This window comes from Haloferax sp. AS1 (assembly GCF_014530665.1).
GTDB lineage: Archaea > Halobacteriota > Halobacteria > Halobacteriales > Haloferacaceae > Haloferax > Haloferax volcanii.
Window position 1 is genome coordinate 2,315,262 of record NZ_SPSA01000001.1, and the last position, 13,471, is coordinate 2,328,732.

Here is a 13,471-nt window from a genome sequence, read left to right on the forward strand (position 1 = left end):
AACGAGTATGGCGTTTGGCATCTGCTGACCGCTTTCGACCAGAGGGTTAATACGATTACTTCGTAAATCATAGCCAAGGTACCTTTGTCTATGTCGGCAGAAGCTCAAAATGTGAATTCGATGGATAAAGATGATGTGTTGAGGGTTTTGGAGCAGTATGCGCTTGAGGAACTGGAGGCAAATTTGGTGACGTTTTATCTTGATAATGTTGGTGTGGATTATTCCCGCTCAGAGTTCCTCAATAATGTCACATCATTGGCCACTGACCAAGATATTTCCAAGATCGTTCATATTCTATTCGGTAGGACGCCCGAGAGTATTTCGCTCAATTCGGTATTGAGAGTATTCGAACTAGCTGTTGAGGAGGAAGAACGCGAGATTAACGGTGTATATTACACACCTGAGAAGGTTATAAACTATATCCTTGAGCAAACAATTCATGGCGACGACACAGTCTGTGACTGTGCCTGTGGTGCAGGTGCATTCTTGGTTCAGGCTACCACTCGTCTTCGCCAGATAACCGAGAAGTCAATTAAAACCATCATACGTGAGAACGTGTATGGCTCCGATATTCTGGAGAATAACGTTCGAGAAACTAAAATTGCGTTATCGCTCTTAGCAGCAGAGAACGGGGAACTTGTGGATAATAATGACTTCAATATTATCCAAGCCGATGCGCTCCGACAGGATTGGAATGATGCCTTCCCTGAGATTGCTAATGATGGCGGATTTGACGTTATAGTTGGAAACCCGCCATATATTAATATCCAAACGATGGATAAAAAAACAAAAGAACATGTTTTAGACCAATATGACACAGTCCAATCAGGGAATTTCAACACATATATTCCCTTCATCGAGTTAGGTATTGAGCTGATTAATGAAGGAGGAAAAGTCGGATATATACTTCCACTGAATTACTTTACAACACTGACGGGAGAAGACCTCCGAGAGTATTTACAAACTGGCAAATATGTGTCCGAAATAGTCGATTTCGGAGACACCTTGTTATTTGATGACGCATTAACATACACTGCGATTTCCATATTCTCCAAAAGCAGCAAAAGTAGCTTTGATTATATTAAGGTTGACTCCGTTGATGACCTCAACAATCTCCCCGACCGAGATTTCATCGATATAAAATATTCTTCTATTGATTCGGAAAAGTGGAGGTTGTTAGATGAAGATGAGTTTGGAAATATTCGGAAGATAGAGTCCTTCCGGCCTCTGGATGAAGTCTCTGGAATCCATACGGGAATTGCAACGCTCAAAGATAGCGTGTACATCGTAGATGCGGTCGACCTTGATAGTGAGTATTTCACGATAACATACGAAGGAGAAACATATAGAATCGAGAAAGAGATTACAGAAGAACTCGTGAAAATATCTACAATTGAAGCTTCCTCTGACTTGAAACACAACGCAAAACGGATTATCGTCCCCTATAAAAAGCAAATTCAACGGACACTTGCTGGGGACGGCAAGCAGGTGGAGACAACTATAATCCCTGAAGATGAATTGAAAGAGGAATTCCCGGGGACGTACGAGTATCTTGAGGCAGCCCGCGACGAACTCGCAACTCGTGAGAAAGGCGATGGTGTCGATTACGAGCCATGGTATAAATATGGTCGGGAACAGGGGTTAGAGTATATCGGTGAGAGGCTTTATACACCAACATATAGCAGTGGACCGAAATTCCTCCATCATGAGACGGAGTATTCGTTGTTCGCGAATGGCTATGCTGTTTTCCCAAAAACGGTTGATATTGAGATACTTGAGCGAATTCTGAATTCGAAAGTGATGGATTACTATATCCGCAACACGAGTAAAGAGATTCAAGGCGACTTTCAATGCTATCAAAAGAATTTCATTAGGAAGTTTTCTGTTCCCGAATTCTCCTCATCGGAGAAAGATGAACTGATATCCCTATCAGACCAAAAGGAGATTGATCAGTACCTTATCAAAAAATATGGTCTGAGTTTAGAAGTCAGTAATTGAAGATTTCGAGTCGTCTGTATCGGCTTTCTTGTCAAAGTCGTGAATTTGTGAGTACCGTCTTTTATAATCGCTTAGTAGCTTCTCGAAGAAGTTCTCGACAGAGATTACATTAGAACCATATATTTCAGCAAATTCCGGCGTGACAAGTCCCTGTTCAACAAACTCATCAATGTCGTCCATGATTCGGGGAGGTGATTGCTCGAAATCAACAATAAGTAGGCACATCGCTTCGTATTTCCACTTTTCATCCTCTGGAGTTTCACGACCGCTAAGAGACGAGTAACTGCTTATAAATTTTTGAATATCAAAATTCTCCGAACGCTCGACAATATTTTTCTGTTTTGCTGATGAGTCGTACCCCCTTTTTGGGAGTAGGAAAAAGTACCCGAGAGGGAGATATGGGAATCGGTTATGGAGATTAAGTGACTCGGCATAGATTCGCTCAAAAATCGTGTCAAAATTTTTGCCAATTGAGCTCAGTTGGCTACGAACGTTAATTGCCATTCGCGGACCAACAACAGGGCCATCCTCCTCATAGCTATGAACTAGTATATCCTGGCTTTTTGTCTTCGGAAATCCATATACGGTGGCAGATGTGTCACTAGGATGGGAATCTTCGTGGATATATTGTGGATTCACTCCGTTATCCACCAGCTGGTCAATTATGTAAGAATGAATACGTCCAATAAGCTTTTCACTCCGTATCAAAGAATAGCTTGGATTCTCGTCCGGATCTCTGATAGCAGACTCAAAGTCAGTTTTTATACCCTCAAGAATACTGCCAAGCTCATCTCGGTCGTACATTCCTTTGTTCGTTTCCACTCTTGGTTGAAACGGGTATGTTTCTAATTTTGGAAACTAGTTGCCTAAGTGAGCAACGAACATATTTTCCCGTTAAACGCAACACCCGGTTGTGAACATCGAGGACGTTTGTTCTGCTCTCTCCAACCCAACCCGACGACGGCTTATGTCATTAGTAATTGCAAGAGGGCCGATGAGTAGTAAACAGGCGCACGAAATATACCAACGAAAGTTTGAGACGTACCGGCGTGAGTCGATATATAAATCGTTAGAGACGTTAGTATCGGCAAACCTTCTTGAGAAAGCGTATGATGAAGATGACGGACTTCGATATTCTGCCCGGATAGCTCAGCTCCAATTGAATCTTGAGGACATGGAGGTTGAATCGGTGGCTGAATGAATAGAAATATAGGATAGTATTGTATATCCAGTCTGTTCTGGGTGATGGTGAATGGGACGCAGCAGTCTGTTCAGGATTACAAGAGAAAGGTGTTACTGCTGATTTCAACAAAGACGCCACGTTCGTTGTCCATCAATTTGTGTCTATATCGACCGACTTAGTCGCGCTACAATCGTCAGACTGCTCCGTCGACAGCATCTTATCTCAGTTCACCCATATCTCGTAATGATTGAGAAGCGAAACTCTTGGCCGTATTTTACTCTGCTGTGTTGCTCTCTGCGCTTTACTGCATCACGTTTCTGTTTTTTCTGTCTCACTCGGTTGTGTTCCAACCCCTTGATGCGGTAAACCGCTTACAGTCGAACTCGATGTGTATCGCGGAGTATCTCACCGGGTAGCCCGCTACTTATTATAATACGAGAAGCTGTCTATTCCCCCCCAATTTTAAGCAAGTCTTCGATATCGTCGGTGTCGAGGCATTTCCGGAGTCGGGACAGAACTATCTGGTAGCAAGAAACCAAACCTTCCTCGGAGAATCCCATCTGGTTGGCAACGTGCTCGATGACGCAGTGGCCGTCTCCGTCGTCACTCGTCTCCTGGGCGCGGAGTCTGGCGCGAGGACACCGATTCCGTTTCGATTTACACGGATAGTTCTTTGTGGTCGGGCAGCACCTCCACTTCTCGCATCGTTAAGGCAAGTAGGACAGCACCGACCGCCTGCTTGGTGTGTTGGGAACAAGGGAGAACACCACGATACCGCCGCCTGGGGTACTCGGCACGAACACAGTGAGTGATCGGTCAGGGCGGATTCGAACCTCGGTCGCTCACTCCGTTCGCTCCCTGCTTCGAATCCGCCGTCACCACTTTCGGTACCACGGACTCCTCGCTGTCGCTCGTCGTTGCGAGGTACCAGAAAGTGGGTTGGGGCGGATTCGAACCGCCGGCCTGCTCCGTGTGAAGGAGCCGTCATAACCTGGCTAGACCACCAACCCGGCTACGATTTCGATTTCCCGCGCCGCCAATTAAGACTTACGTTGTGCCCCGATTCGGGGCGCAGACACACCTACTCGGGTCGCCGCACGCGACGCCGAACCCGCCCGGCGACCCGCCGACTCCGCGTCGCCGCCCGGCGCGCCCCGTACTCGACGCGTTCCCGCGGCGTCTGCGGCGCAGGTTCTTCCTCGTCTTCGACTTCGCGCCCGAGCGCCGCCATGAGGCGGCGACGGAGCGGTGCCGTCTCTTCGTCGAGTCCGGCGTACAGGTGCTCGAACCCCCGTCGGAAGTAGTACCGCGCGTCGGTGAAATGTCGGTTCATACCTCCGGATAGTCCCGCCGACGAGAAAACGATTATGTTACACGATACCGAGAGTCATATGTCTGAGAAAGAGCGATACACTTTAGTGATTCTTAGGCATACCTAAAACTGGGAACGCAGGCCACGCTTCGTGGTCGGTCCCAGTTAGCGTCTGGCCCCTTCCGGGACGGCGATACCGTGGGCACGATTCGTCCGTCCTGGTCCCATTATCCTCGCGAGCGACCGCGCCGACACCGGCCGGTGCGGCGGCCGCTCGGACTCAGTACGTCGGTGACTCCTCGGGTACCCCGTCGCGCTTGTTGACCAGTCGCGCGAAGACGAACAGCGCGTCGGAGAGGCGGTTGAGGTACGCGACGACTTCCTCGTTGACGGGTTCTTCGGCCGCCAGCGAGACGGCGCGGCGCTCGGCCCGCCGCGACACCGCGCGGGCGTGGTGGAGTTTGGCCCCCGTCTCGCTCCCGCCGGGGAGGATAAACGACGTGAGCGGGTCGAGTTCCTCGTCGGCCTCGTCGATCCACGCTTCGAGTTCGTCCACGTGGTCGGCGGCTATCTGCGGGTCGCCCTCGTCGGGGTCGGGGTTCGCGAGGTCGGCCTGCACGATGTGGAGGTGGTTCTGGACGGCTTCGAGTACGTCGTCCACGTCGTCGTGACCGGTCGGACGGACCGTCCCGATGAGCGCGTTCACCTCGTCGACCGTTCCGTACGCCTCGATTCGGTGGCTCGTCTTCGACACGCGGGTCATGTCCCGCAGGTCGGTCATCCCCTCGTCGCCGCGGCCGGTGTATATCTTCATGCCAGCGTCTGGTCGACGTACCGGAGGATGTTCTCGCTCTCGGACATCGTCACGCCGCGGTCGCCGTCGACGAGCACCGGGACGCCGCGCTGGCCGCTCACGCGCTTGACCTCGTTTCGCTCCGAGTGCAGCGCGTCGACCCACTGCGTCTCGTAGTCGACGCCCGCCTCCGAGAGCGCGTCGTGGACTTTCTCGCAGTACGGACAGCCGTCGAGCGCGTAGAGTTCGATTCCCATGTCCCGCCGTTGGACGCGCCGACCCAAAGAGATTTGCACGCCGGTCGGTCCGACCGCCGCGCCTCGACCGTCGTGCCGTCGGTGCCCTGTGAGCCGTTACGGCTCGCCACTCGAATTTTTTAGACACATCAAAATTCAACCTTAGAGCAACAAATCTATATGGTAGCTTGTATCTATTTCACATAGTGATGAACACGAACACAGATTCGTCCGACCCCAAACTCTCTCGGCGGTCGGTCGTCGCGGCCGGTTCCGGTCTGTTGACGGCCGGTCTCGCGGGCTGTCTCGGCGGCGGTGGCGGCGCGGGAAGCGGAAGCGACGGCTCGAACACCGACTCGAACGACGCCTCCGGCGGGTCCGAGTCCGAAGACGGCCCTGTCGTGGTCGCCTCGTTCTTCAGCTTCTACGACTTCGCGCGCAAGGTCGCGGCCGACACGCCAGTCACGCTCAAGAACCTCATCCCGACGGGGCTCCACGGCCACGGCTGGGAACCGGACGCGAGCGTCACGCGCGACATCATCGAGGCCGACGCGTTCGTCCACGTCGGGAAGGACTTCCAGCCGTGGGCCGACCGCGCCATCCAGACGCTGAAAGACGACGACGTGGACACTCAACTCATCAACGTCCGCGAGGGCGTCGAACTCGTGGAACTCGCGGCGAGTCTCGACCGCGACGAGGAGGGCGTCGGCGAGGGTCGCGGGAAGGACCCCCACTTCTGGCTCGACCCGCGGCGCGCCAAGACCGCCGTCGACAACATCACCGAGGGGCTGGTCGAACTCGCCCCCGAACACGAAGAGACGCTCCGCGACAACGCCGACGCGTACAAAACCGACGTACTCGACCGCATCGACCGGGACTACCAGGACATCTTCGACCGGGCGTCGCGCAAGGTCGTCCAGTTGGCGGCCCACAACGCCTTCCAGTACATCGGCGTCCGCTACGGCGTCGAGATGCGCCCGCTCGTCGTCAACCTCGCCGCCAGCGGCGACGTGAAGCCCTCGGACATCACCGAGGCGAAGCGCGTCATCGAGGACAACGACATCCGGTACATCGGCGCGGGCGTCTTCGAGACGCGCCGCCCGGCGAAACAGCTCATCGCCGAGACCCCCGTCGAGGCGTACTTCCCCGTCACCCCGTACGCGGGCGTCCGCGAGGACTGGGTCGCAAACGACTGGGGCTACGAGGAAATCGCCGACAACATCAACATGCCGACGTTCGAGGTCGTCCTCGGCAACAAGTCGCCCGAGGAGGTCGGCGGCGACGGCTGGGCCGACGAATGGAGGAACTTCGAATGAGCGCCCTCCGCAACGGCGAATCCGCGGAGTCTGCCGAGTCCACCGACGCCGGCGTCTCCGACGACGCGAGCCGAGACGCCGGCGGCTCGTCCGACCCCCTCGTCGAACTCGCAGACGTCGAGTTCGGCTACACCGCGACGCCCGTCGTGGAAGACATCTCGCTCCGCATCGACCCCGGCGAGTACGTCGCCATCGTCGGGCCGAACGGGTCGGGCAAATCGACGCTGATGAAGCTCATCCTCGGCCTGCTCCGGCCCGACGAGGGGGCCGCGCGGCTGTTCGGCGAGCCCGCCCACGCCTTCGACGACGGCGCGCGCATCGGCTACGTCGCCCAGCACGCCAGCGCCTCCAAGGAGATGCCCATCACCGTCCGCGAGGTCGTGAAGATGGGTCGGTTCCCCCACGTCGGCTTCGGCCGGCTCTCGGCCGAAGACCACCGCATCGTCGACGAGGCGCTCGCCACGGTCGGGATGTCCGACTTCGCGGACCGCCGGGTGACGAAGCTCTCGGGCGGCCAGCGCCAGCGCGCCTTCATCGCCCGCGCGCTCGCCGGCGAGGCCGACCTGCTCGTCTTGGACGAGCCGACCGTCGGCGTCGACGTCGAGTCGGTCGACGCCTTCTACGACCTGCTCGAATCGCTCAACGAGGAGGGCATCACGATTCTCCTCATCGAACACGACCTCGGCGCAGTCACCGACCACGCCCGGCGCGTCGTCTGTCTCAACCGCGAGGTCTACTTCGACGGCCCGACCGACGAGTTCGTCGACAGCGACGCGCTCGCGCGGGCGTTCGGGACGGCGGCCTCCTTCGCGGGCGGTTCGGGCAGTTCGAGCGGTACAGGCGGTTCGGGCGGTGGTCGCCCGTGATACCCGTCGAACTGGTCGCCGCGTTGCAGGCGGGGCCGTTAGACGCTGCCCTCGCGCCTCTCTACTGGCTTCTCGCGCTGTGGTCCGACCTGCTTTTCGCCGTCGGCGACGCGACCGGCCTCGGCTTCCTCGACTACCGGTTCATGCACCGCGCCATCCTCGTCGGCCTCTGTATCGGCGTGATGGCCCCCCTCATCGGGACGTTCCTCGTCCACAGACAGCTCGCGCTCATCGGCGACGCGCTCGCCCACACCGCCTTCGCCGGGGTCGCCGTCGGCCTCTTTCTCAACGGCGTGTTCAGCCTCGGCGTCTCGCCGTATCTGACCGCCGTCGTCGTCGCCGTCATCGCGGCGCTCCTCATCGAACTCATCTCGGAGGCGACCGACGCCTACAACGACGTGTCGATGGCTATCGTGCTCTCGACGGGGTTCGCGCTGGGGACCGTCCTCATCAGCCTCAACGCGGGCGGCCTCGCGGTCGGCATCAACCAGTACCTCTTCGGCAACCTCTCGACCGTCTCGGCGGAGAACGCCGCCATCCTGCTCGTGCTGTTCGCCGTCATCGTCGGCACCGTCGCGCTCACGCGCAACCAACTGCTCTACGTGACGTTCGACGAGACGGCCGCCGCCGTCTCGGGTATCTCGGTCACGTGGTACAACCGCGTGATGGTCATGCTGACCGCGCTGGTCGTCGTCGGCGCGATGCAAATCATGGGCGTCATCCTCGTCGCCGCCATGCTCGTCGTCCCCGTCGCGGGCGCGGCGCAGGTCTCCCGAAGCTTCTCCGAGTCGCTTCTCGTCTCCGTCGTGCTGGCCGAACTCGCCGTGCTCCTCGGCATCGGCGCGTCCTACTACGGCGAGGCGACCGCCGGCGGCGTCATCGTCCTCGTCGCGGTCGGCATCTACGTCGTCGCCGTCGCCATCGGCAAGGTACAGGCGCGCGCCGGAGCGGACGCGACCCCCGAACTGGGGAGCATCGACTCCCGCGAGGCGTAGCCGCGGGACTCGACTGCACTCTCTCCTGTCTGCGCTCGGTAGACGGTCGTCGCACGCGGACTGACGTGGAATTCGACCACAATCCCGATTTGCTATCGCGATATTCGATTTATTTCCTCTTCCACAGCGTCCGCGAACCAATATCTTCAACAACGACTACCACGGATTCGACCCCATGAGCGACCTCGAAATCGAACGCGAGTGCCCGGCCTGCGGCAACGACACGTTCTACCTCGCCGCCAGCATGGAGATTCACCTCGGCACGAAGACGAAGTGGCACTGCACGGAGTGCGACTACGGTTACATCCACATCACGGACGACATCGAGACGTACGCGAAGGCCGAAGCGTAACCGCGAAAAAAGGCTTTTCTCGTTATTCGTCGTCGCCGAGCGCCCGCCACGAGAGCCGCGGGTTCCGCGCGGCCGACACTTGGTCGATGCGGCGGGCGCTGGTCTTCGAGGGCGCGGTTTCGAGCGCCTCGTCGGAGTCGGCGTACGCCGCGTTGAAGGCGTGCGCGAGGTCGTCGAGCGACGCCTTGTCTTCGACTTCCGTCGGCTCCGTGAGCATCGCCTGCGAGACGAGTTCGGGCCACTTCGTCGTCGGCGGGTGGACGCCGTAGTCGAGCATGCGCTTCGCCACGTCGGCGGCGTCGCGGTCGCCCGAGGTCGCCGCGAACTCGTGGTGGAACGGCCCGTACGGCACGTCGAGGTCTAGCTGTGAGGCGAGGTAGTTGGCGTTGAGGACGGCCTTCGCGCTGGCGTCCGCGAGGCCCGCGTCACCGAGGCGGGCGATGTAGGCGTACGCCTTCACGAGCACGAGCCAGTTGCCGGCGAAGCCGTGGACCTTGCCGATAGAGGACTCGGGTTCGTACTGCTCGTAGCCGGCGGCCGTCTCGCGGACCATCGGGCTCGGGAGGAACTCCGCGAGTTCGTCGACCACGCCGACCGGGCCGGCACCGGGGCCGCCGCCGCCGTGCGGCGTGGCGAACGTCTTGTGGACGTTGTAGTGCATGATGTCGAAGCCCATGTCGCCGGGGCGGGCGCGGCCGAGCAGCGCGTTGAGGTTCGCGCCGTCGTAGTACAGCAGGCCGCCCGCGTCGTGGACCAGCTCAGCGATATCGACGATGTCGCGCTCGAACAGCCCCAGCGTGTTGGGGTTGGTGAGCATGAGCGCGGCCGTCTCCGAGGAGACGGCGGCGTCCAACGCCTCCATGTCGACGCGGCCGTCGTCGTCGGAGGGGAGTTCGACCACGTCGTAGCCGGCCATCGCGGCCGACGCGAAGTTCGTCCCGTGGGCCGACGAGGGGATGATAATCTCCGAGCGGTCGTCGCCGCGCGACTCGTGGTACGCCTTGGCGACGAGGATGCCCGTGAACTCGCCCGCGGCACCCGCCGGGGGCTGGAGCGTCACGGCGTCCATCCCGCCGATATCGGCGAGGTACTCCTGGAGGCCGTGCAGGAGGCCGAGCGTTCCCTGAATCGTCCGGTCGGAGCGGTCGGGGTGAACCCCGGCGTTGGGGTCCGCCGCCACGTCCTCCGTGAACGAGGGGTTGTACTTCATCGTACACGACCCGAGCGGGTACGGCCCGAGTTCGACGCTGTAGTTCATCTGCGACAGGCGCGTGTAGTGCCGCGCCAGTTGCGGCTCCGACAGCGCCGGCAGCGTCAGTTCGTCGCGGGTCAGGTCGTCGGGGAGGACGCCCTCCGAATCGACCTCGACGGTGGTGCTGTCCTTTTCGGACAGGAGCGGTTCGTACTCGTCGTCGCGGCTGAATCGGGCTTGGTCGAAGTTCATCAGATGACCTCCTCGAAGGCCGCGACCAGTCCGTCCGCGGCGTCGGCGTTCGCGTCGGTGATACAGACCTGCAAGTGGTGGTCGTCGAGGGCGTGGACCGCGAAGCCGCGGCCCGCGAGGTCGTTCGTGATGGCGGGCGCGGGCTGGTCCGTCCGGACGACGAACTCGCGGAAGTGGTGGCGGTCGTACAGCGGCGCTTTGACGCCCGAGAGGTCGTCCAGCCGGGCGGCGAGGTCGCGCGCGTCGGTGACGGCCTGCGTCGCGAGGTCGACGAGGCGGTCGGGGCCGAGCCACGCCATGTGCATGGCCGTTCGGAGCGCGACCCACGCCTGATTCGTACAGATGTTCGAGGTCGCGCGCTCCTTGCGGATGTGCTGTTCGCGGGTCTGGAGCGTCAGCGTGAACGCCCGCATATCCGCGCTGTCCTCGGAGACGCCGACGAGGCGGCCCGGGACCTGCCGGAGGTACTCCTCGCGGGTGGCGAAGATGCCGAGGCCCATGCCGTAGGCCGTGCCGATGCCGAGCGCGCCGGCCTCGCCGACGACCACGTCGGCACCGACGCTCGCGGGCTCTTCGAGCAGCGCGAGCGCCACGAGGTCGCTGCCGAGACAGAACAGCGCGTCGTTGTCGTGGGCGAGGTCGCCGATGTCGGTGAGTCGCTCCTCGATGACGCCGCGGACCGTCGGGGTCTCGGCGTACACCATCGCGGTCTCGTCGTCGACGAGGTCCGCGAGCGCCTCCACGTCGACCGCGCCGTCGGCCATCGGGTACTCGCCGATTTCCATCTCAGCGCCGTCGAGGTAGTTCTCGAGGACGCCGAGGCGACCCTCGTGGAGGTGCTCGGGAACGAGCACGCGGTGGCCGCTCGCGCCGCGGCGGAGGCGGTTCGCGAGGAGCGCGGCCTCGGCGAGCGCCGTCGCGGCGTCGTACATCGAGCAGTTGGCGACCGGGAGGCCGGTCAGTTCGACCAGCATCGACTGGTACTCGAACAGCACCTGCAAGAAGCCCTGCGCGATTTCGGGCTGGTACTGCGTGTAGGAGGTGAGGAACTCCGAGCGCCGCGAGAGGTCGTCGACCAGCGCCGGCACGTAGTGGGCGTGGTGGCCGCGGCCGAGGAACTCCGTCAGCTCCTCGTTGCGCGAAAACAGGTCGGCCATGGCGTTCCTGAGTTCGCGTTCGTCGGCGCCGGAGACGCCGAACTCGCCGTCGAATCGGATTTCCTCGGGGATGTCGAAGAGCGCTTCGACGCTGTCGACGCCGACGGCGTCCAGCATCGCTTCCTCGTCGGCGTCGGTGTGTGGGGCGTACGGGCTTCCGGCCCGCCGTCCGTTTCCAGCCGTCATCTCACTCCGTCTGCTCGCGGTACTCCTCGGGGGCGAGGAGGTCGTCGAACTCGCTTTCGTCGGCCGGCTCGACTTCGAGCATCCAGCCGTCGCCGTAGGGGTCGTCGTTGAGGAGTTCCGGGGCGTCGAACAGCTCCTCGTTGACGGCCGTGACCGTGCCCGAGATGGGGGCGTAGAGGTCCGAGACGGCCTTGATGCTCTCGACCACGCCGAACTCCTCGCCCGCGGCGAGTTCGTCGCCCTCGGCGGGGAGTTCGACGAAGACGACGTCGCCCAGTTCGTCCTGTGCGAAGTCGGAGATGCCGATGCGGACGGCGTCGCCCTCGGTGGTGGTCCATTCGTGCGATTCCAGATACTTCCGGTCGTCAGGGATTTCGAACATTGTCAGTTGATGAAGGGGGGTGTCACGATCACTGCGCGCTTCTCGCGGCCGCGGACGAGCACCGAAACCTCGGTCTCGTCGTCGGCGTACTCGACGGGGACGTAGCCGAGACCGATGGGCTCCGACAGCGTCGGGCTCATCGTCCCGCTCGTCACGACGCCGATGACCTCGCCGTCCGAATTGGCGATGTCGTAGCCGTGGCGCGGGACGCCGCGGTCGAGGAGGGCGAAGCCGACGAACGTCTCGTCGACGCCGGCCTCGCGCTGTCGTTCGAGGGCGTCGCGCCCCACGAACTCGGTGTCGAGGTCGACGACGAAGCCGATGCCGGCCTCGTAGGGGGTCCGGGGCTCCGTCTCGGGGTCGAAGTCCTGTCCCGAAAGCAGGTAGCCCATCTCCAGTCGGAGCGTGTCGCGGGAGCCGAGCCCGCAGGGGGTCGCCTCGAGCGCCGCCCAGACGGTCTCGGCGTCGGCCCACGGACAGAGGAGCTCGAAGCCGTCCTCGCCGGTGTAGCCCGTCCGGGCCACCCAGCACTCGACGCCCGCCACGTCGGCGAACGTCGCCTGGAACTTCGAGAGGTCCCCGAGGGCCGCGTCGGGCGCGGCGTCGGTGACCGAATCGAGGGCGTCGGGGCCCTGTACCGCGAACATCGCCCAGTCCTCCGTCACGTCCTCGACGGTGGCGTCGAGGTCCCAGTCGTCGCGGAACGAGGTCCATCGGTCGTACATCTCCTCGTCGTGGCCGGCGTTCGGGACGAAGAGATAGACCCGCTCGTCGCGGTCGGGGAGTCGGTAGACGACGGTGTCGTCGACGATGACGCCCTCGTCGTTCACGATGGCCGAGTACTGCGAGTCACCCGGTTCGAGGGCCGTCACGTCGTTCGTCGTCAGGCGTTGCATCAGCGCGGCCGCGTCCGGGCCGGACACCTCGATTTCGCTCATGTGCGAAACGTCGAAGATGCCGACCGACTCGCGGACGGCCGCGTGTTCGGCCTTGATGGAGTCGTACTCCACAGGCATGTCCCATCCGCCGAACTCGGTGAACGTCGCCCCGGCGTCCGCGTGGACGTCGTACAACGGCGGCTTGCGAAGGCCCATACACGCCCCTGCGAACTGCGATAAGTAATGCTTTGGTATCTGTTCGCTCGGTCTGTTCAGTATCTTGTATGAATACGGGGGACAAATCGGGGTAAAACACCACGAACCCGCAACCACATGGCGAAATCTGCCGCCCGAACGCGGCGCTGATCGGGAC

The 13,471-nt window shown here is 60.5% G+C and carries 14 protein-coding genes and 1 tRNA gene; 6 read left to right on the forward strand and 9 right to left on the reverse strand.

Annotation, left to right across the window (positions count from 1 at the left end):
• The first annotated feature begins 90 nt into the window (after positions 1-90).
• Positions 91-1,998, forward strand: coding sequence for a class I SAM-dependent DNA methyltransferase (locus E4P24_RS12125; RefSeq protein ID WP_115802965.1), 1,908 nt, complete (start codon positions 91-93; stop codon positions 1,996-1,998).
• Here E4P24_RS12125 and E4P24_RS12130 read toward each other — a convergent pair.
• Positions 1,981-2,802, reverse strand: coding sequence for a hypothetical protein (locus E4P24_RS12130; RefSeq protein WP_147298716.1), 822 nt, complete (start codon positions 2,800-2,802; stop codon positions 1,981-1,983). The two genes, E4P24_RS12125 and E4P24_RS12130, sit on opposite strands and share 18 nt — an antisense overlap.
• 109 nt (positions 2,803-2,911) lie before the next feature.
• Between E4P24_RS12130 and E4P24_RS12135 the strand changes: the two genes are divergently transcribed.
• Entirely contained in the window at positions 2,912-3,199 is a 288-nt protein-coding gene (locus tag E4P24_RS12135; protein ID WP_147298715.1) for a helix-turn-helix domain-containing protein, read from the forward strand.
• A gap of 917 nt (positions 3,200-4,116) precedes the next feature.
• Here the strand turns inward: E4P24_RS12135 and E4P24_RS12140 are convergent.
• The 4 genes from E4P24_RS12140 to E4P24_RS12155 all read right to left on the reverse strand — a co-directional run bounded on the left by E4P24_RS12140 (position 4,117) and on the right by E4P24_RS12155 (position 5,543).
• Positions 4,117-4,191: transfer RNA gene (locus tag E4P24_RS12140), tRNA-Val, on the reverse strand.
• A 71-nt stretch (positions 4,192-4,262) separates the two neighbouring features.
• The gene (locus E4P24_RS12145; protein ID WP_004042283.1) at positions 4,263-4,514 is read right to left on the reverse strand and encodes a hypothetical protein; all 252 of its coding nucleotides are present in this window, start codon (positions 4,512-4,514) and stop codon (positions 4,263-4,265) included.
• A gap of 259 nt (positions 4,515-4,773) precedes the next feature.
• Entirely contained in the window at positions 4,774-5,307 is a 534-nt protein-coding gene (locus tag E4P24_RS12150) for a cob(I)yrinic acid a,c-diamide adenosyltransferase (protein WP_004062575.1), read from the reverse strand.
• Entirely contained in the window at positions 5,304-5,543 is a 240-nt protein-coding gene (locus E4P24_RS12155) for a glutathione S-transferase N-terminal domain-containing protein (RefSeq protein ID WP_004062574.1), read from the reverse strand. Before E4P24_RS12155 ends, E4P24_RS12150 begins: the two co-directional genes overlap by 4 nt.
• A 188-nt stretch (positions 5,544-5,731) precedes the next feature.
• On the opposite strand from E4P24_RS12155, the gene E4P24_RS12160 reads away from it, so the two are divergent.
• The 4 genes from E4P24_RS12160 to E4P24_RS12175 all read left to right on the forward strand — a co-directional run bounded on the left by E4P24_RS12160 (position 5,732) and on the right by E4P24_RS12175 (position 9,051).
• Positions 5,732-6,838, forward strand: coding sequence for a metal ABC transporter substrate-binding protein (locus E4P24_RS12160; RefSeq protein WP_188148525.1), 1,107 nt, complete (start codon positions 5,732-5,734; stop codon positions 6,836-6,838).
• Positions 6,835-7,704 (forward strand): metal ABC transporter ATP-binding protein, encoded by an 870-nt coding sequence (locus E4P24_RS12165; protein ID WP_144859274.1) that lies wholly within the window; start codon positions 6,835-6,837, stop codon positions 7,702-7,704. Before E4P24_RS12160 ends, E4P24_RS12165 begins: the two co-directional genes overlap by 4 nt.
• Complete coding sequence (locus E4P24_RS12170; RefSeq protein ID WP_004042288.1) at positions 7,701-8,699, forward strand: metal ABC transporter permease; 999 nt, start codon at positions 7,701-7,703, stop codon at positions 8,697-8,699. The genes E4P24_RS12165 and E4P24_RS12170 overlap by 4 nt, the downstream gene beginning before the upstream one ends.
• A gap of 175 nt (positions 8,700-8,874) precedes the next feature.
• Entirely contained in the window at positions 8,875-9,051 is a 177-nt protein-coding gene (locus E4P24_RS12175; protein ID WP_004042289.1) for a hypothetical protein, read from the forward strand.
• Positions 9,052-9,073: 22 nt separating this feature from the next.
• Here E4P24_RS12175 and gcvPB read toward each other — a convergent pair whose 3' ends face one another.
• Genes gcvPB through gcvT form a run of 4 tightly spaced genes read right to left on the reverse strand, consistent with a single transcriptional unit; the run spans position 9,074 to position 13,314 of the window.
• Positions 9,074-10,495, reverse strand: coding sequence for an aminomethyl-transferring glycine dehydrogenase subunit GcvPB (gene gcvPB / locus E4P24_RS12180; RefSeq protein WP_115802962.1), 1,422 nt, complete (start codon positions 10,493-10,495; stop codon positions 9,074-9,076).
• Entirely contained in the window at positions 10,495-11,838 is a 1,344-nt protein-coding gene (gene gcvPA, locus E4P24_RS12185; protein WP_115802961.1) for an aminomethyl-transferring glycine dehydrogenase subunit GcvPA, read from the reverse strand. Before gcvPA ends, gcvPB begins: the two co-directional genes overlap by 1 nt.
• A gap of 1 nt (position 11,839) precedes the next feature.
• A complete protein-coding gene (gene gcvH, locus E4P24_RS12190; protein ID WP_004062569.1) occupies positions 11,840-12,220 on the reverse strand; it encodes a glycine cleavage system protein GcvH in 381 nt (126 codons plus the stop codon).
• Between the two features lie 2 nt (positions 12,221-12,222).
• Positions 12,223-13,314, reverse strand: coding sequence for a glycine cleavage system aminomethyltransferase GcvT (gene gcvT, locus E4P24_RS12195; RefSeq protein ID WP_188148526.1), 1,092 nt, complete (start codon positions 13,312-13,314; stop codon positions 12,223-12,225).
• Positions 13,315-13,471 lie beyond the last annotated feature (157 nt).